The organism is Zavarzinella formosa DSM 19928, from assembly GCF_000255705.1.
Taxonomy (GTDB): domain Bacteria; phylum Planctomycetota; class Planctomycetia; order Gemmatales; family Gemmataceae; genus Zavarzinella; species Zavarzinella formosa.
The window spans coordinates 184,305-202,550 of the sequence record NZ_JH636444.1 but is presented as its reverse complement, the minus strand read 5'-3'; the positions used below and the strand labels follow the sequence as shown (position 1 = coordinate 202,550).

The window sequence follows — 18,246 nt, the reverse complement described above, 5'->3', positions numbered from 1 at the left end:
AGCATTTCGGAGCATTTCATGATAGCCACCCCGGTCAACAGCCTTCAGATCCGGTTGCGACAGGCTCGGCGACGGTTGGTCACCCAACAATTTCTTCAGACCGCCGGCATCGCCTTCGGCATCGGTTTGGCGTTTTTTATTACCTGGTTGCTGGCCGAGCCGTTCTTGAACATTGCCCAACCGATGGTTTGGCGATGGGTTGTCCTCGGTTCAACCGGGGGAATCGCCATCGCCATCGCCGTTCTGCGGACCTTTCGCTCCGCGCCTTCTTCTTTGGAAACGGCTCTGGCCATTGACCAGCGTTTTGACCTGAAAGAACGCCTGACCACCGCATTTTCGCTGCCGCCGGAACTGGCGGCGAATCCCGTCGGGCTCGCGTTAATCGAAGATGCCCGCACACGGGTTGAGCGGATTGCCGTTCGGGACAAGTTTCCGGTCCAACTCGGCTGGCGGTCGCTGTTCATCCCCGCCCAAGTGGCGGCCATCCTGTTGGTGTGGTTCTTTTACGATCCCGCCCGGATGACCAGTTGGGCCAAGGGAAATCCCAACGACGACAATGCCGAACAGACCGCCGAGACAACCGGGCCGGAAAAGTCCGCCCTGAACACCCGGCCGTTCATCAAACCGCCTGCGGAACGCCCAAACCAATTCAAGGATTCCAAGGAACTTCAGGATCTTCAGGCCGAGTTGGAAAAGCTCTACGCGGACAACAACAAAGAAAAAACCTCCGACAAACCGGAGCAACTCCGCGAGAAGGCCACCGAGATTGCCAAGGCCGAGGAGATGTTAAAGAAGCACGAACAAGTGATGGCCGAAAAGTTTCAGAAATTGCAGCAGCAGCTTGAGGGGCTGACTCAATTGGGCAAAGGGGAAGCCCGCCCCGAGGGTCCGGGAAAGGAATTTGAGGAAGCCCTCGCCAAAGGTGATCTCAAAAAAGCCGAAGAAGAGGCCGACCGGCTCAAGAAGAAAGCCCGCGACAAGAACATGAACGAAAAGGAAGCCGAGCAACTTAAGAAGGAAATCCAGCAAATGGAGGACCGCGTTGACCGGCTAAATCGCGAGCAGAAAAAGAAAGAAGAGCAGCTCAAGGATCTCATCAACAAAGCCAAAAAGGAAAACCGGGACGCGGAATCACTTGAGCGGGAACTGAATAATCTTCAACAGGAAATGGCGCAAACAAAGGAAACACAAAAGCTCGCCGAGGCGATGAAGCAAGCGAAGAAAGCTCTTGAAGAAAAAGACTTCGACGGCGTCGCCGACCAGATGGAGAAAATCGCCGGACAACTTGGGGATCTTCAGGAACAACTGAAGGATTTGGATGATGTCGAGGAACACCTTCAAAACCTGAAAGAACTCAAAAATCGTCTTTGCAAGGAATGCGAGGGAGAAGGAGAAGGCAAGCAGAAAGGCAAAGGGGGAGAAAAGGACAACGCCAAAGGCTATGCCGAGGGAGCCTCCGGCAAACGAGAGGAAAACAAAGACGCCCTGACGAAAAAGGGCGAGGAAAACCAAGTTCGCGGATTCTTCGACCCCAAAGGCAAGAAGCGCTACGGCGGTTCAACCACCGGCCCCGCTTTCAAGCAACAATCCTCGGCCGAAATGGCCGGAGAAATTCAGCAGGCCGTGCAGGAAGCCCCGGAAGCGGTTGAAGTGCAACGCCTTCCCCGAGCCGCGAAGGACATGGTGAAGGAATACTTCGAGAAACTGGGCGGCCAGTCCCCCAAGAAATAACCCGTCAAATCTCTGAAATCATCGCGACCGGCTCATCCCGTATGAGCCGGTTTTTTTACGCACCCATTCCCGCCCGATTTTTCGGTCCAACCCGTTCAACTCCTCCCGTCGCCAATGACGCGGTCATGTAATCCGCATAATCCGCACAGACTCCCATCATTCCGTCGGAACAACCCGTTTAACCCCTCTCATCAGTCCTCATAATTTTGACAACACTTCCCGGCGAATTACGCTTCTTGTGAGAACCGGCACAACCGGAATATTCCCGACCACCTGTTCGGTCTTCGTCATCCGAAGGTCCGGCACGATGGGAAGGTTCGGCGCAACCGTGTTCTTCCGCACACTTGATTCCGCATCCGAGACGGGCAACGGGAGACGCCGACCATGACAGGGAAACAACGATCACGCATCCGGCTCGGTTTGGAATACTTGGAGACACGGGAACAGCCATCGGCCTCCCCCACCCAGCTAAACATCGACACGACAAGTTACGATCCCGACCATGTGATCGTGAAGTGGAAAGACGGGCTGGCCCACGCCAGTTCGATCACCACTGCCTCCGACGCCTTGGGCAACGGACAATTCAACCTCACTCTTGATGCCAACGTGTCGGTCACCACGGCCGTCAACTACTTCAAAGGGCTGTCAACAGTCGAGTTCGCCCAACCCGATTACAAGGTTCAGATCGAAAACCTGCCGAACGACCCGAGTTTCGGCAACCTCTGGGGATTAAACAACACCGGTCAGGACGGCGGGACCGCCAACGCGGACATCAACGCCCCCGAGGCATGGAACACCAACACCGGCTCCGGCAAAATGATCGTCGCCGTCATTGACAGCGGCATCGACTACACCCACCCGGACCTGGCCGCGAACATGTGGAAGAATCCCAAAGAGGTTGCTGGCAACGGCAAAGACGATGATGGTAACGGCTACAAGGATGACATCTACGGTTGGAACTTCGTCAACAACACGCCCAACGTGATGGACGACAACGGCCACGGCACCCACGTCGCCGGAATCATCGGGGCCGTCGGGGACAACGGCATCGGCGTCGCCGGGGTGAACTGGCATGTGCAACTGATGGCCTTGAAATTCCTGGACAAAGACGGCAGCGGCTACATGAGCAACGCCGTGAAGGCCCTCAATTACGCGGTCGCCAACGGGGCCAAGGTGGTGAACAACAGTTATGCCGGCGGCGGGTCCGACCCGGCGATGCAAGCCGCCATCGCCGCCGCCAAGGCGAAGGGCGTGATCTTCGTGGCCGCCGCCGGGAATGACGGAACGAGCGACGACATCAACCCGGTTTACCCGGCGAATTACAACTCGGACAACGTCGTGACCGTCGCCGCCACGGACAGGAACGACAAGCTGGCGAGTTACTCCAATTTTGGCCGGAACACCGTGGAGATTGCCGCCCCCGGATCGAACATTTACAGCACGCTGCCGGGGAACAAATATGGCGTCTACAGCGGCACTTCAATGGCCGCGCCGGAGGTGACCGGGGCGATTGCCCTTGTGTGGGACACTCACCCGACTTGGACATACTCGCAGGTCATCAATGCGATCTTGAAGACGGCTGACATTTTGCCAAGCCTCACCGGGAAAGTGGCCACCGGCCGGCTCGACGTGGGGGCGGCGATCAATTATTCAATCTCCGCGCCGATCACGACCATCACTCCCCTCACCGTCAGTTCGGCGGCTTTCAACGATGGCTCATCGCTGTCCAGCGTGCGAGTCACCTTTAACCAAACCATCGACCCGACAACATTCACGGCCGCCGACATCACCTTCCTCGGACCGGATGGAAAAGCCATTGCCATCAAAGCGGTGACGGCTGTCAGCGGGATGAACAACACCCAATTCGACGTGACATTCGCCGCGCAAAAAACCTTGGGAACTTATCGGCTGACTTTGGGAACCGCGATCAAGAGCAAAGCCGGGAAACTGCTGGACCAAGACGGCGACGGAATTGCCGGGGAAACGACCGATGGCTTCACCGTTTCGACATCGCTGGCCGCCAGTCAATTGGTGACATCTACGGATGTCAACAAATTGATCGCCGATAATGCCAAGACGATTTCGACAATCAAGATCGACGGGAGTTTCACGATCAGTGATGTGAATGTCCAACTTAACATCACCCATCCTCAAGACAAAGATCTCAAAATCTCGCTGCTGGGACCGGACGGAACCCGCGTTTACCTCATCAATCAACGCGGCGGAACCGGCGCCAACCTGACGAACACCGTCTTCGATGACGATGCCAGCCAGAAAATCACGGCCGCCTCGGCTCCCTTCACGGGAACTTACAAGCCGGAAACGGCCCTGAGCCAGTTCAAGGGAAAACTCGCCAAGGGGACATGGCAACTCATCATCGAAGACGTGAACAAAGGCAATTCGGGTCGGCTGAATTCGTGGTCGCTCAACTTTAATTCGACATCAACGGCCTCCGTCACGCCGGTGATTTCCTCGCCCGTCGTCACCAATCAACGCAAGTTTTTAAGCCCGGCTCCGTTGTTGGATGCGTCGTTCGTGCAGGCAGAAAACCAGAGGAAGAATCAGACGACGGGGACATGATCCTGTCCGAACCGCTTGGGGGGAGTTAGAACTATTCTTTGCTTCCTCCTTTCGAGACAGGACCGATGGCCGACAGTTCGACGAGCGCGCTTCCCGACCCGTGGTTCCAATCGTTGTTTGCCCAGCGAATCGGCGGGGCCAATTACGGCAAGGGAACGGAAATCTACAAGTTTGAGAAGATCAAACGGGCCAAACGCAAAGCCTTGGCGGATCATCCCGAACGCCAACTGTTGGATTTCGGCATCGGCGAAAACGACGACATGGCCCCGTCCGTCGTCCGCGAGTCCTTGAAGAAGGAAACGGACAAGGTTGAGAATCGGGGCTACGCGGACAACGGCATCCAGAACTACAAGGAAGCCGCCGCCGAGTTCATGCTTCGCCATTTTGGCGTGAAGCTTGATCCCGTCACGGAAGTGTGTCACTGCATCGGCTCCAAGCCTGCCTATGCCATGCTTCCGGCGGTGTTCATCAATCCCGGCGACATCACGCTGATGACCGTCCCTGGTTATCCCGTAGCCGGAACGCACACGCGGTATTACGGCGGCGAGGTTCATCGGCTGCCGCTATTGGAACAGAACAACTTCTTCCCCGATCTCGACGGCATCCCGGAAGATGTTCGCCGCCGGGCCAAATTGATGGTGCTGAATTACCCGAACAGTCCGACCGGCCGGGTGGCCACGAAGGACTTTTACAAGCGGGTGATCGAGTTCGCCCACAAAAACCAAATCGTGATCGTTCAGGACGCCGCCCACATCATGCTGAGTTACGAGGGGGAACCTCTCAGTTTCCTCCAAATTGACGGGGCGAAGGAAGTCGGCGTGGAAGTGCATTCCATGTCCAAAGGCTTCAACATGATCGGCTGGCGACTCGGCTGGGTCTGCGGCCATCCGAAGATTGTCCAGGCTTACGCGGACGTGAAAGACAACAGCGATAGCGGCCAGTTCATGGCGATCCAAAATGCGGCCGCCACCGCCCTTCGCACCCCGGCCATCCCGGAGCAAGTACGGGAAAAGTATCGCCGTCGGCTCACCAAACTCGTCGCCGCCCTTCAGAAGGTCGGCTTCCAATGCACGATGCCCGGAGGAACATATTTCCTCTACGCCAAATCTCCGACCGGAGCCGTGGGAAGAACCTTTGCGAATGCCGAGGAAGCCTCCCAATATCTGATCCACGAACAATCGGTGTGCTGCGTCCCGTGGGACGACGCAGGCTCTTTCCTGCGGTTCTCGGCGACATACATCGCCGCCGACGAAGCGGCCGAGGATGCCCTGATGGCTGAAACCGTCAGTCGTCTGGGCAAGCTGGCGCTGAAGTTTTGAATCTCAAAACTGGAGAAAACCATGCGTTTGCTCACCGGGCTGACACTGATGTTTTTAGTCGGCACAATCGCCGCCGATGAGGCAACCGCATGGACAAAGATCATCTCGAAGAAGGGAAAGTACGAAGTATCTTTCCCCGGCAAGGTGATTGAGAAAGCCGTTGATGGGAATGGCTTGCAGACCATGCTGGGAGCTATGGACGGCAAGGCTCTTTACATGACCCAAGTCAACTTTTTCTCGGCGACCGTTGATCCTTCCAACAAGGATTGGGTTGACACCAAGTTCAAGACCACCCGAGACGCGTTCGTCAAGACCCTCGGCAATCCCAAGGTGCTGGCTGAAACCAACGGACTGATGGGTGAACTGCCCACCAAGGACGTGGATCTTGAAGTCGTGGGTGGAATCTATCGGGCCAGGTGGATCATTAGCCCGAAGGGGTTTTATCAAATTCTCATCGCCGGCCCGAAGGATTTCGTGGATGGCAAAGATGCGAAAAAGTTCATGGAATCCTTCAAATTGGACACCACGGACTGATATGTGAAACACTTCCACTGATTGAGTGTTTTCATACCTTTCAGTGGGACAACGTCTTTTCCTCGAAGCCACTGGTCAAAGACCTGTGGCTTCTTTCTTGCCGTTATCAATAAGCGGTTCGTGACGATTTCCCCTTTTTCCAAGGACATGCTTGAGTTCCCTTCCGTGATCGGCGACAATCCAACTTCCCATCTCATCCCTTGTTGGATTCATCATGAAGTGGCGAACCTTTCTGTTCGGGCTGGCGGTCGGTGGAACGCTGGCAGGCTGTGGCAAATCGTCCGACAAACCACAGGCGGCGCCAAAAACTGTTCCCGCAGAAACCGTCGCCGAGCCGACCGGACCGGATGTCTCCAAACTGGCGGCCGCCCTCAAGAACACCCGCCCGGAACGGTTGCAAACGGCCATCGACATGGCGATGCAGATCGATGCCCGCGGGGACAATCCCATCCCCACGCTGATTGAAGCCCTGAAAGATCCCAATTCCGGTGGTTTGGGTGAGACCTTGACCGAGAAAGCCAACAGCACGCGCGAGGCCGCTGTGATGGCCCTGCTGAAACTCGGACCGAAGGGAAAAACCGCCCTCATTTCGGACGGGGTCAATTTGTTGAAGGCTGGCTTGAAAGATGCGAAGCCGACCGTGCGGGAACACACCGCCAACGCCTTCATGATGATGGGAATCGACGCCAAACCCTTTGCCGAAGACATCGCGCCGCTGGCCGGGGCCAAGGAAATGGCCGTCCGCGCGGCGGCTTATCGGGCGCTCGAAAAATCAAAAGCTCCCGCCTCGCCGACCATTTTGAAATTGCTCCTCAGCGACGATTCCGGGGTTGCCTCGGACGCGGCCGCTTCCTTGTCGATCAACAAACCGACCGGAGCAGATGCGGTTCCCCATCTGGTCGCCGCCCTGAAACGGACGGCCCCGGAAAGCTTTTCGGGGGACCAACTCAGTTACGTGAAGAACCGGTCGGCCGAGGCTCTGGCGGGCTTGGGGAAAAATGCCGAGGCGGCCATCCCTGATCTTGTGGAATTGCTGCAAAAAGCGACGGTCGATGACATTGAAAAAATTCTAATCAGGAAAGATCCCAACGATCGTTCCCCCCCGGTTCCGGGGCAGGTGTTGGCCCTCCGAAAACTCGGGATGGCGGCCACTCCCCAAGTGTTGCCGCTTTTGAAAAGCGATCAGGCCATTATTCGATACCAAGCCGCTTTGGTGTTCGGCGGCATTCCATTGAATGCCGCGTCGAAGGAGCTATTGCCAGAAGTGCAGACAGCCCTCTTGGCCGAACGTAATCTTCCCTCGGGCCAGATGTACGTCTATGTGGAGTTGATGAAAGCGGCCATCAGGCTTGGAGCCGAGCCGGAGGCGATGATAAAACAACCGTTGGAAATGCTAAAGAGTGAAGATAAAGATGATCGCTCGCGAGGAGTGAGCCTGTTGAGGATTCTGGGACCAAAGGCGGTTTCGGGAGTTCCCGCGTTACGGGAACTTCTGGCTGACCCGGAAATAGGAATCCAACGATCCGCGTTGTCTGTCCTGCGGATCATCGGCCCCGGTGCCAAAGATGCCGCTCCGGAGGTTGCAAAACTGGCTGAATCGAAGGACATGGATGTTTCTCGGGAAGCCGTTCAAACATTGAGAGTGATCGGTTCGACCCAGCCAACGGCTGTTCCAACTCTTATTAAACTGTTGGGCTCCAACGACCGGAACGTGGTGATCGAAACTGCCCAAGCCATTTCTTCCATCGGGCCGGGGGCGGCGGAAGCCGTTGGCCCGTTGGTGAAGTTGCTGAACGAAGCAAACACGCATGCGGAAGAACGAACGGCCATTCTTTCCGCGCTGGGCGGCATCGGCTCGGCCGCGAAAGAAGCCATCCCGGCGGTGACCAAATTTGCGTCCGACAGAGATTCCCCTCAACTGCGTTCGGCGGCGGTCCTGTGCCTGGGGAAGATCGCCCCCTATGACTCGGCCATCGGAAAATTATTGGCCGAACGATTGAAAGACAGCACAACGGGAGTGCGAATCGACACATTGAGGACGTTCGCAGGCTACGGGCCGAAAGCGGCCGCGAGTGCTCCCGACATCAAAGCGATGATGGACTCCACCAAGGCCCCGGATTTGAAAATCTGGTGCGCCGCCGCACTGGTCGTGCTGGGAATCGACGCGGATAAAAATGCGGGCGTGATCTTCGAGAACCTAAAACCCAAGCTCCCGACGGCCACCCGCATGGCGGCAATGGATGGATTGGTGCTGATCGGAGACAAGGCCAAACCAGCCCTCCCCGACTTGTTAGAAGCCCTGAAAGACAAAAACCCCGCCCCGAAGAATGGCGTCTCCATCCGCGAAAAAGCGGTGACCGTATGCGGCCGGCTTCCCCTGCTGACAAAACCGGCGATCTCCCCCATCACGGATTTGCTGAAGGACGCTGACAAGCAGATTCGCAAATCCGCTGCCGAGGCTCTCGGGGCCTATGGTCCGGAGGCCATCGTGGCCGTCCCGAAACTTCGCGAGGCCGCCGATGCGGATGACGTTGTCTTGAGGGAAGCAGCCAGAAAGGCGTTGGAGAGAATTGTGCCGGACAAGAAGATGATGGAAGAAGCGTCGTGAGTTCTCTCACGACTGAAGGAAAATGACTTTGGAGAGGCAGGCCGGAATTTTTCGTCCGACAAGTTCGACGGGATGGAAAATCCAGCCTGCCTCTGCTCACTTCATGAGAAGTGAAAACTTCTGCCATTATGGCTTCTTTTTGCCAAGTTCTTGCTTGAGTTGATCGATCTTTTCCAGCAATTCCTTTCGACTGGTTTCAGCGGCCAATCGCTCTTGCTTCAATTTTTCAACTTCTCGTTTCAGCAATTCCGAATCGGTGGGTTTGATGCCGTTCATCAATTTGCCAACGACTTCAAGTTCTTCCAAGTTATAGACCGCCCCGGTCGGTCCCTGAAAATGAACCATCGATTGCGCTTGGGTGGGCGGGGTCAGTTCCTTGAAGCGTTCTTGAGAGACCATCATCACCACGTTGCCTTGTTTGACCACGCGCAATCCCGCCGCCTCGGCAAGAGACATCGCGGCAGTTTCAAAAGGCACGTTGGAGATCGTCAGATTCACCACGGCGCTGGATTGCGGTCTGGCGCTGGCTGACAGGATGATGTTTCGCCCGCTCCGATCGGCGAGATGTTTGACCGCCTCGGCAAGTGTTTTCTGTTCAAAGCTCAGGGTCATCGTCGGCGTGAGGCGGACTCGTTCGTCGCGGGCCATTGGTTCCATGTCACTTTGGCCGGCGGTGGAAATCGATTGAATCGGATTGGTTTCACCAGTCACAAATTCTTTGGCGGCGGCGTTGGTGATCCGGATATGGTCGCTCTCGATCACGGTCACGACATTGACTTGATCGCAAACATACTTCAATACGGTTTCACCACGAACTTTCTTCATCGCCGGGATGGTGATTTTCCGATTTTCCAAATCCTTCAACGAAGCGGCGGCATCTTCTTCGCCATTCGGAATGAGAGCCTTGACGTCCACGATGATGGTCACGCCCAAGCGTTCCTCAAACATGGCCAACACTTCTTTGAATGGCATCTTGTCAATGCCATTGTCGATATCGAACCGCTCCACAAGCGTTTCCGCAATTTTGACGGAATCGTTGGGAATCGTTTTCTTTTCCGGCAGGGGGGCGGCGTGTGATGACCGTGACAACCCTCCGACAGACAGGCAGGCGGCAAACATCAGCGTGACGCAACACACATGACGCATGGAATTGGCTCCTCGGCGTGAAATGATGCCGACACAACGCGAACAATCGCCCGGCGTTGGCGAAAAGTGTTAGCAAGTTCTCACCAGCCGGCCGACTCCTCCAAAATTCATCCGGCGGCCGGTATACCAGAAACATGCGAGTATTACTGATTGCCGAAGCCTGCAACCCGACTTGGACCAGCGTGCCGCTGGTGGGCCACAACTGGGCCAGAGCGTTGGCCGACCAGCCGGATTTGCAACTTACCATCGTGACGCACATCCGGAACAAAGCGGGCATTGCCCAATCGGATCTCGGCTCGAAGGCCCGCATCGAATACATCGACAACGAATTCATCGCCGCCCCGGCTTACAAACTGGCCAAACTGCTTCGCGGCGGCAATCAACTCAGTTGGACCATCGACACGGCGATGGCCTGGCCGAGTTATGTGGTCTTCGAGAAAATGCTCGCCGCCCGTTTTGGGCGGGCGTTGCAACGCGGCGAGTATGACCTGATCCACCGGGTGACGCCGCTTTCCCCCACGGCCGTCAGTCCCCTAGCCGGCCGCACGAATGTGCCGATGATCGCCGGGCCATTGAACGGCGGCCTGCCGTGGCCGAAGGAATTTCCCGAATTAGTCCGGCGGGAACGTGAATGGCTCGTCCCCCTTCGCAACGGCTACAAACTTCTGCCGTATCACCGTTCCACGTATCGCCATCTCGCGGGAGTGATCGCGGCAAGCCACTCAACGGCCGGTGAAATCCCCCGCTTCTTCCACGGCAAACGGTTCTTTCACCCGGAAAACGGCGTCGACCCGGCCCGGTTTCCGCTGGCGGCCGGCTGGACTCCTCCCAAAGACAAATTCCGATTCGTGACGGCCGGGCGACTTGTTCCCTACAAGGGACTCGGCCTCACCTTGGAAGCCATCCGGCGTTCTCCTCGGTTGCAGCGGGCCGAACTTCGCGTGATCGGCGACGGTCCCGACCGTCTGCAACATGAGGAGTTTGTCCGGCAAAATAACCTCGGGGAATGCGTCAAGTTTCTCGGCCAACTTCCCCAGACGGAACTCGCGCGAGAGTTTCGAGAATCCCAAGCCTTCGTGTTCCCAAGTTTGCGCGAGTTCGGCGGCGGCGTGGTGTTGGAGGCGATGGCCAGCGGATTGCCGAGCCTGATCGTCGATTACGGCGGTCCGAGTGAGTTAATCGACGCGCACACCGGGATCAAACTCCCGATGCGGACGCGAGAACCGCTGATTGAATCGTTGAAGGCCGCGATGGAAAAAATGGCCGAATCGCCCGAAGCGTGCCGGGCAATGGGCGAGGCGGCGGTCGCCACGGTCGCCCGGTTGCACACATGGAGCGCCAAGGCAAAACAAATGACCGGGATCTATCGCGAAGTGTCAGGTTGAGAACCGGGGAGGCGTTTGGGCCGCTTCCCCGCAAGCGATTAACGGAACAAACCAGATTTCTTCCGCATTTTGCCCCCGGTCGCCAGCCACTCGGTCCAAGCCTTCGGATCGGCCGGCAAATCCTGGCCGGTGACGCTCACCAAGGCTTCGTGCGTTCGCCCGAGAACGGCGACATCACGCTCGGTTTCCATCACCGACACCAACACTTGGGCCGCCTTGGGATCGCCTTCGTAATTTCCGAGTGATCGAATCGCGGCCATTCGCACATCCATGCGGTCTGATTCGGTCGGCCCCATGTGTTCCCCGAGGAAACTGGCCTGCTCGACCAGAAGTTTCTTCTTGGGAGTCGGACTCAAAGCCACTTCACAAAGCAGCCTCAACCCTTCCGGATCGCGGTACTTGCCAAGTGATTGCAGAACGGTGCATTGCAAAACCGTGACGGTTTCCGGCGTGAACGTCGAGGTCGGGATTCGCGAGTTCCTTCCCCCGCCTGCCAATGTGATGTCCTGGCCTGGCTCCGGGGGAGCGTCATATGGGGCGTTTTGGTAAGCCGCCAGCAGAATCGGGACGCTGCGTTTGTCGTCAAACTTTGAGATCGCCTCCACAGCCGCCAGCCGACACAAGGGCCGGCGATCCGTCGTGGCGCTCGTTTGCAGGATGCCGACGACTTTATCCTGTTCGGCATCCGAACCGCCATTGCGTTTCGGTTCCTTCAGGTCGCGCATGGCCCGCACGCGCTCGTCACCCTCGGGGTTCGATTCAAGAACCGTCATGGGATCGCTGGATTTGAACATGGTCCCGAACGGGTCCGCCCGGAAACGCTGGCTGGTGACGAGGTCGTATGTCCCCGCGCAGCCGGTCATTCCGAGGGCAAAACAGCCCGCAACGGCCAATAGAAGACGTGAGATTGATCGAATCACCGCAGCCCCCTCGCCTTCCGTGGCGATCCGCGGAATCGTCTGGACACAATTCCTGATCGGCCCGCCATACGACGGGCAAAAAAAATGATCAAGGGCAATTGCTCTCATGATTGCCCTCGACAGCGGTCAGGCAATTTGGGTACATTCCATCCTTCTGACAGACTCGCCCGGGGATGTGGAATATCTTGACACGGATTGTCCATCTCACCGCCAGTACGTTTTTTGGCGGGCCGGAACGTCAAATGCTCGGGTTGGCCGAGCATCTGCGCCCGGATATCGACACCACTTTCGTCAGCTTCTCCGAAAATGGTCGCTGCGAAGACTTTCTTCGCCATGTGCGACAGGCCGAGTTCACGGGCGTCGAACTGGATCATGACAGTCCCGCTTTTCGTCAATCCATCCGGGATATCAGCGTTCATTTGGTTGATGCGGATGTCCTGTTCACCCACGGTTACAAGGCGAGCCTGTTGGGTCGCATCGCCGCGCGCCGGGCGGGTGTTCCCGTCATCGGCGTTTCAAGAGGCTGGACGGCCGAAACATGGAAGGTGCGGCTTTATGAGCGATTGGACCGTTGGAATCTGAAGAGACTCGATCATGTGGTGTGCGTGTCTCGCGGACAGGCCGAGAAGGTTCTTCGCACCGGAGTAAACCCGAGGCAGATGACGGTGATTCACAACTCGGCGAGACTGGCGGACTTTGAGCCACGGCGATCAACCCGCCCCAGAATGACCGTGCTTGCGGCCGGGCGACTCAGCCCGGAGAAGGGTTTTCAACTTCTTCCGGCCATTGCCGAAAAAGTTGGCCGGGTTTGTCCGGAGGTTCGCTTCCAAATGGCAGGCGACGGCCCGCTTCGGGCGAATATTGAAACCGAGGCAAGCAAACGCGGAGTGACCGACCGCATCGAATTCTTGGGGTTTCGTTCGGACATTGATCGACTGATGTCGGAGGCGGATGTCTTGTTGCTCCCCTCCTTCACCGAGGGTCTCCCGAACGTGGTGCTGGAGGCGGCCGCCGCTGGCATTCCCAGCGTTGCCACACGGGTTGGCGGGACGCCGGAGGCAATCATCGACGGGCAAACCGGCTGGCTTGTTCCCTCGGGAGACGTGAACACGATGAGCGAAGCCTTGATCCGGCTGGCGAAAGACCCCGCCCGGCGATCGGCGATGGGTGACGCGGCCCGAGAAAATGCGGAGGCGAATTTCAGTTTCGCCGCCCAGGCATCGGCCTATCGACAACTCATTGACCGGCTTGGTTCCGCTCGCAAATCAAAGGTAATGCAATCATGCGGATGATGCTTCCCAAACTGACGCCATCGAATGTGGTTTCAAGGACATCGGCACCGATCACGGTCTGTTTCGTGATTGATGAATTGAACCAAGCCGGCACGGAAACGCAATTACTTGCGTTGATCCGGGGATTGGATCGTTCCCGCATTCGGCCCGTGCTGTGTCTTCTGAAACGAATGGATGAAACGTTCCGGGCAATGATTCCCGATGATTGCCCGATGATCGTCTTGGGGGTGAATCGGTTGATGGGCCGGCAGGCGTTCTCTGCGGCACTGGATCTTCGCCGATTTTGGAAGACTCATCGGGTTCAAATTGTTCAGACCTACTTTCTGGACAGCACTTACTTTGCCGTGCCGCTCGCCAGATTGTCCGGGATTCGCCGGGTCGTCCGGGTGCGAAACAACGTCGGTTACTGGATGACCCGCAAACATCGCTGGTTGGGGCGGTTGGTCGGAAAAGCCTGTGCGCGAACGCTCACCAACAGTTCCGAGGGCCGTGAAGCGATCATCCAATCCGAACACTTGGCCGAACGAAACGTGTCCGTCATCACCAACGGCGTGGATCTTGATCGCTTCCCCGTCCGGCGATGGCCGGAACTAAATCAACCGGCGGTGAAGTTTGGCATGGTGGGCAACCTTCGCCCCGTGAAGAATGTGGACGGGTTGATCCGGGTCATGGCTCGCGTGATGAAAGACCATCCGAAGATTACGCTTGAGGTGGCTGGCGAAGGGGATCAGCGAGCAAGTTTGGAACGTCTGATCGCGGAGAATAATCTGCAAGGCCGCGTGATTTTGCGAGGTTCGCTGCGGGACATCCCGGCGTTTCTGGAAAGCCTTGATGTGACTGTGCTGCCTTCGCATTCGGAATCGTTGTCGAATGCCGTGCTGGAATACATGGCCGCCGGACGGGCGATCATCGCCACGAATGTCGGCGCGAACGCCACGCTGCTCCGCAATGAGGTTGATGGATTGATTATCCCGGCCGGAGTCGAACCGGCCTTGGAATCGGCCGTCCGGCGAATGTTGCAAGAACCAAACTTGGGCCGGGCGATCAGTCGATCCGCCCGACGACGTGTTGAGGAAAATTATTCGCGTGAACGGATGCTGGAAGAATTCCATCGGTTTTACGAAAGCCTGTTCGATGGCGGAGGAACGGCAGATGGCTGACGCGATGTGGGGTGACATCGTCGGAATCCTCTGCAATAATGGAGTCGAATTCGAGCCGGGTTTGACAGATGCCGAAGTGGCGGCCGTCGAGTCGCGGCATGGGTTCCGGTTCCCGCCGGACCTGCGGGCGTTCCTCCAAGCCGGGTTGCCCGTCGGCGGAGACTTTCCCGACTGGCGAGACGGCGAGGAGGTTGCCCTCCGAAGGTGGCTCGAACTCCCTCGTCGTGGCATCCTGTTCGACATCGAACACAACGGGTTCTGGCTAGACGAATGGGGACCGCGGTCGGCGTCGCTTGGGGAGGCCCAACGGATTGCGGGCGAGTTGGTGTCCGCTGCTCCGAAACTGATCCCGATTTACAAACACCGACTGATGCCATCGGAGCCGCACGCTGCGGGCAACCCGGTGTTTTCCGTCCACCAGACGGACATCATCTACTACGGGGTGGATCTGCGGGACTACCTGATCCACGAGTTCCTGGCCCGTGAGGATGTCGGCGTCTGGCCGATCCCCGAGACAGTGCGGCGTGTTCCGTTCTGGGATATTGAGCGGTTCCTGAGCGTTCGGTGGGCGGGCGGGGCATGTGTGCTTGACAACAGCGCGGGCCAGTTCCCGTAACATAGGCAAGTTGAACCAAGCACTACGGCAGACGGCGGGAGCTTGACTGTTTTTCCAAGCGCATAGCCTCAGCTCTCCGCCGTTGCTGAGCATGATTGATGGAACACAATTGACTTACTTTCGCGGCAGGCGAATCCCAAACAAACTGTCATCAGCCGGGGCGGCCGGCTTGTTGTTGCCGAACGACGGAGGGGCAAACGAACTTTGGCTGTTGGCCGTGGACGACGGGCCGAAGAAATCGCTAGCCGGCCCTTGGGGCGTTGTCAACGGGGCGGGCTTGGCATCCTGCCTGTTGCGAAAGTCTTCGACCCCCTGCTCGACAATCACCGCGCCCTTCTTCACGTCTTGGGTGATCTTTTCCGGATTGATTTCCACATGCACGTTCTGCCGGCCGAGCAAGGGATTGCTGTCAATCTTGTACCAACCGAGATACCAGCCAAGGCCCAAAAATGTGACGGTGACGCCGCCGACAAGAGCCAGAATGTTCCGCATGAGAGTATCCTTCCACTCGGGAGACTTTAACTTGAACAGTTTTCGCAGGCTACTCTATAACTTGGCAAACCAGGCAAGTCTAGAGCGACTCCGCGTCCCATGATACCGGGACAGCCAAGGAATGCACGAAACCCGCCTGCTTGTGTCCGGTATGGTGAAAATGTGGGACGAAAACTCCGGGGATCGGGGTTTTCTGGAGAAGTTGCGGCGAGTCCGCATTCCATTCAATCGGATTGGCCGTTAAAATACTTATAATCAGTCGAACGCCAGACGCGATTCTCCTCTCCCTTAAAAAACCGCGTGCGCGACCCGAACTGAAAACATACCCCGGAAGTCCCACCGGAAGACCGTCGATTCGTTGTGTTCCCCATTGACGGGGATCTTTCCGCCCGCACACAGAACAAGGAGTGACATCCATGGCCAACGGAAATACCTTCCTCGCGGACCTCCGATCCGATCTCGATATCACGGATTATCAGAAACTCCATTGGGAAGGTTCGCTGAGCGATTACCTCGATCTCGTTGTCGAAAATCCCCGCCTGACCCGCACCGCCTACCAGCGCCTCTACGAAATGATCCTCAGCCACGGGACCGAGGACACCTACGAGAACAAAGAAAAGGTCACGCGGTTTAAGTTTTTCACCGACTTCGCCGCCCGGCACGGGGATGCCATCTATGGCATCGACCGCACCATTATGCAATTAGTGAACACTTTCAAATCGGCCGCCCAAGGCTACGGAACCGAAAAACGGGTTCTGCTGCTTCACGGACCGGTGGGTTCCTCCAAAAGCACGATTGCCCGGCTCATCAAGCGAGGGTTGGAAGAATATTCCCGCTCCGAGGCCGGGGCGATCTATTCCTACTCTTGGAAGATGGCGGACGGCACTTATCAAAAGTGCCCGATGCACGAAGACCCGCTGAACCTGATCCCGAAGGAACTGCGTCCACGCTTATTGGCCGAGTTGAACAACAAGAAAAAAGGTGATTTTGAAATCACCATCCGAAGCGAGTCCTGCCCGTTTTGCCGTCAAATGTTTAACGAACGACTGCAAAAATACAACGGTGACTGGCAGCGGGTGCTGGAAGACATCAAGGTTCATCGTTTCCTGCTCTCCGAACAGGACCGGCTCGGAATCGGCACGTTCCAGCCGAAGGACGAAAAGAACCAAGACTCGACGGAACTCACCGGGGACATCAACTACCGCAAAATCGCGGAGTATGGCTCGGACAGCGATCCGCGGGCCTTCAACTTCGACGGCGAACTGAACATTGCCAACCGCGGCCTTGTCGAATTCATCGAAGTGTTGAAGCTCGACGTGGCGTTCCTCTATGACTTGTTGGGGGCGTCGCAAGAACACAAGATCAAGCCGAAGAAATTCGCCCAGACGGACATCGACGAGGTGATTCTCGCCCACACGAACGAACCGGAGTATCGGCGGCTTCAGAACAACGAGTTCATGGAAGCCCTCCGCGACCGGACCGTAAAGATCGACGTTCCGTATGTGACCAAACTGCGTGAAGAAGTCAAGATTTACGAGAAGGACTTCGGCCGGGACCGCGTGAAGGGCAAGCACATCGCCCCGCACACCATTGAGGTGGCCGCGATGTGGGCCGTGCTGACCCGGCTCACACCGCCGAAGCACCATAGCCTGACGCTCATGCAAAAATTGAAGCTCTACAACGGCAAGACGCTGCCGGGCTTCACCGAAGACAATGTGATCGAATTGAAGCGGGAGTCTCCAAGCGAAGGGATGAAGGGGATTTCGCCGCGTTACATTCAGGACAAAATCTCAAATGCCTTGGTGGCTCATCCCGAAGAAGACAACATCAATCCCTTCATGGTCATCAAGGAGTTGGAAGAGGGATTGCGTCATCACGCCCTGATCACCGACGAAGATACTTTGAAGCACTACAAGGAACTTCTCTCGGTCGTCAAAGAAGAGTACGAAGATGTGGTGAAGAACGAGGTGCAACGAGCCATCGCCGCCGACGAGGATGCCCTGTCCCGGCTTTGCTCGAACTATATCGACAATGTGAAGGCGTACACCCAACGGGAGAAGGTGCGCAACCGTTATACCGGGGCCTACGAGGAACCGGACGAACGGCTCATGCGTTCCGTCGAAGAGAAGATTGACATTCCCGACAGCCGAAAAGATGACTTCCGACGGGAAATCATGAACTACATCGGGGCTTTGGCCATTGACGGGAAGAAATTCGATTATAAGACGAACGAACGCCTCCAAAAGGCACTTGAGTTGAAACTGTTCGAGGATCAGAAGGACACGATCAAGCTGACTTCTCTGGTTTCGAATGTTGTGGACAAGGCGACGCAAGAAAAGATCGATATTGTCAAGCAACGCCTGATCCGCAATTATGGGTATAATGAATCAAGTGCGACCGACGTGCTGACCTTCGTGGCGAGTATCTTCGCCCGCGGGCAGACCAAGAAATAAGTCGGTACGG

General features: G+C 56.9%; 13 protein-coding genes. 10 read left to right on the top strand and 3 right to left on the bottom strand.

The features are described 5' to 3' along the window. The first annotated feature begins 18 nt into the window (after positions 1-18). The 5 genes from BGIM_RS0129690 to BGIM_RS0129665 all read left to right on the top strand — a co-directional run bounded on the left by BGIM_RS0129690 (position 19) and on the right by BGIM_RS0129665 (position 8,772). Positions 19-1,731 (top strand): ABC transporter permease family protein, encoded by a 1,713-nt coding sequence (locus BGIM_RS0129690; protein ID WP_020473325.1) that lies wholly within the window; start codon positions 19-21, stop codon positions 1,729-1,731. A 384-nt stretch (positions 1,732-2,115) separates the two neighbouring features. Continuing rightward, positions 2,116-4,311 (top strand): S8 family serine peptidase, encoded by a 2,196-nt coding sequence (locus BGIM_RS0129680; protein ID WP_020473323.1) that lies wholly within the window; start codon positions 2,116-2,118, stop codon positions 4,309-4,311. A 65-nt stretch (positions 4,312-4,376) separates the two neighbouring features. Further along, positions 4,377-5,630 (top strand): LL-diaminopimelate aminotransferase, encoded by a 1,254-nt coding sequence (locus BGIM_RS0129675; RefSeq protein WP_020473322.1) that lies wholly within the window; start codon positions 4,377-4,379, stop codon positions 5,628-5,630. Positions 5,631-5,651: 21 nt separating this feature from the next. Further along, positions 5,652-6,164: a hypothetical protein gene (locus tag BGIM_RS0129670; RefSeq protein ID WP_020473321.1), complete on the top strand. Its 513-nt coding sequence runs from the start codon at positions 5,652-5,654 to the stop codon at positions 6,162-6,164. A gap of 214 nt (positions 6,165-6,378) precedes the next feature. Further along, positions 6,379-8,772 (top strand): HEAT repeat domain-containing protein, encoded by a 2,394-nt coding sequence (locus tag BGIM_RS0129665; RefSeq protein ID WP_020473320.1) that lies wholly within the window; start codon positions 6,379-6,381, stop codon positions 8,770-8,772. 126 nt (positions 8,773-8,898) lie between these two features. Here BGIM_RS0129665 and BGIM_RS0129660 read toward each other — a convergent pair whose 3' ends face one another. After that, positions 8,899-9,918, bottom strand: a complete 1,020-nt coding sequence (locus BGIM_RS0129660) for a hypothetical protein (RefSeq protein ID WP_020473319.1) — start codon at positions 9,916-9,918, stop codon at positions 8,899-8,901. 134 nt (positions 9,919-10,052) lie between these two features. Between BGIM_RS0129660 and BGIM_RS0129655 the strand changes: the two genes are divergently transcribed. Continuing rightward, entirely contained in the window at positions 10,053-11,303 is a 1,251-nt protein-coding gene (locus BGIM_RS0129655; protein WP_020473318.1) for a glycosyltransferase family 4 protein, read from the top strand. A gap of 38 nt (positions 11,304-11,341) precedes the next feature. Here BGIM_RS0129655 and BGIM_RS0129650 read toward each other — a convergent pair whose 3' ends face one another. After that, positions 11,342-12,223, bottom strand: coding sequence for a HEAT repeat domain-containing protein (locus tag BGIM_RS0129650; RefSeq protein WP_157369517.1), 882 nt, complete (start codon positions 12,221-12,223; stop codon positions 11,342-11,344). 185 nt (positions 12,224-12,408) lie between these two features. Between BGIM_RS0129650 and BGIM_RS53055 the strand changes: the two genes are divergently transcribed. Genes BGIM_RS53055 through BGIM_RS53050 form a run of 3 tightly spaced genes read left to right on the top strand, consistent with a single transcriptional unit; the run spans position 12,409 to position 15,291 of the window. Next, the gene (locus BGIM_RS53055; RefSeq protein WP_238537743.1) at positions 12,409-13,515 is read left to right on the top strand and encodes a glycosyltransferase; all 1,107 of its coding nucleotides are present in this window, start codon (positions 12,409-12,411) and stop codon (positions 13,513-13,515) included. After that, entirely contained in the window at positions 13,506-14,675 is a 1,170-nt protein-coding gene (locus BGIM_RS0129640; protein WP_020473315.1) for a glycosyltransferase, read from the top strand. Before BGIM_RS53055 ends, BGIM_RS0129640 begins: the two co-directional genes overlap by 10 nt. Beyond that, a complete protein-coding gene (locus BGIM_RS53050) occupies positions 14,668-15,291 on the top strand; it encodes an SMI1/KNR4 family protein (protein ID WP_157369516.1) in 624 nt (207 codons plus the stop codon). The genes BGIM_RS0129640 and BGIM_RS53050 overlap by 8 nt, the downstream gene beginning before the upstream one ends. A gap of 114 nt (positions 15,292-15,405) precedes the next feature. On the opposite strand, the gene BGIM_RS0129630 is transcribed toward BGIM_RS53050, so the two are convergent. Continuing rightward, positions 15,406-15,783, bottom strand: coding sequence for a hypothetical protein (locus tag BGIM_RS0129630; RefSeq protein ID WP_020473313.1), 378 nt, complete (start codon positions 15,781-15,783; stop codon positions 15,406-15,408). A 416-nt stretch (positions 15,784-16,199) separates the two neighbouring features. Here BGIM_RS0129630 and BGIM_RS0129620 point away from each other — a divergent pair, with 416 nt between their 5' ends. Beyond that, on the top strand, positions 16,200-18,236 hold the full coding sequence (locus tag BGIM_RS0129620) for a PrkA family serine protein kinase (RefSeq protein WP_020473311.1): 2,037 nt from the start codon (positions 16,200-16,202) through the stop codon (positions 18,234-18,236). Positions 18,237-18,246: the final 10 nt, after the last annotated feature.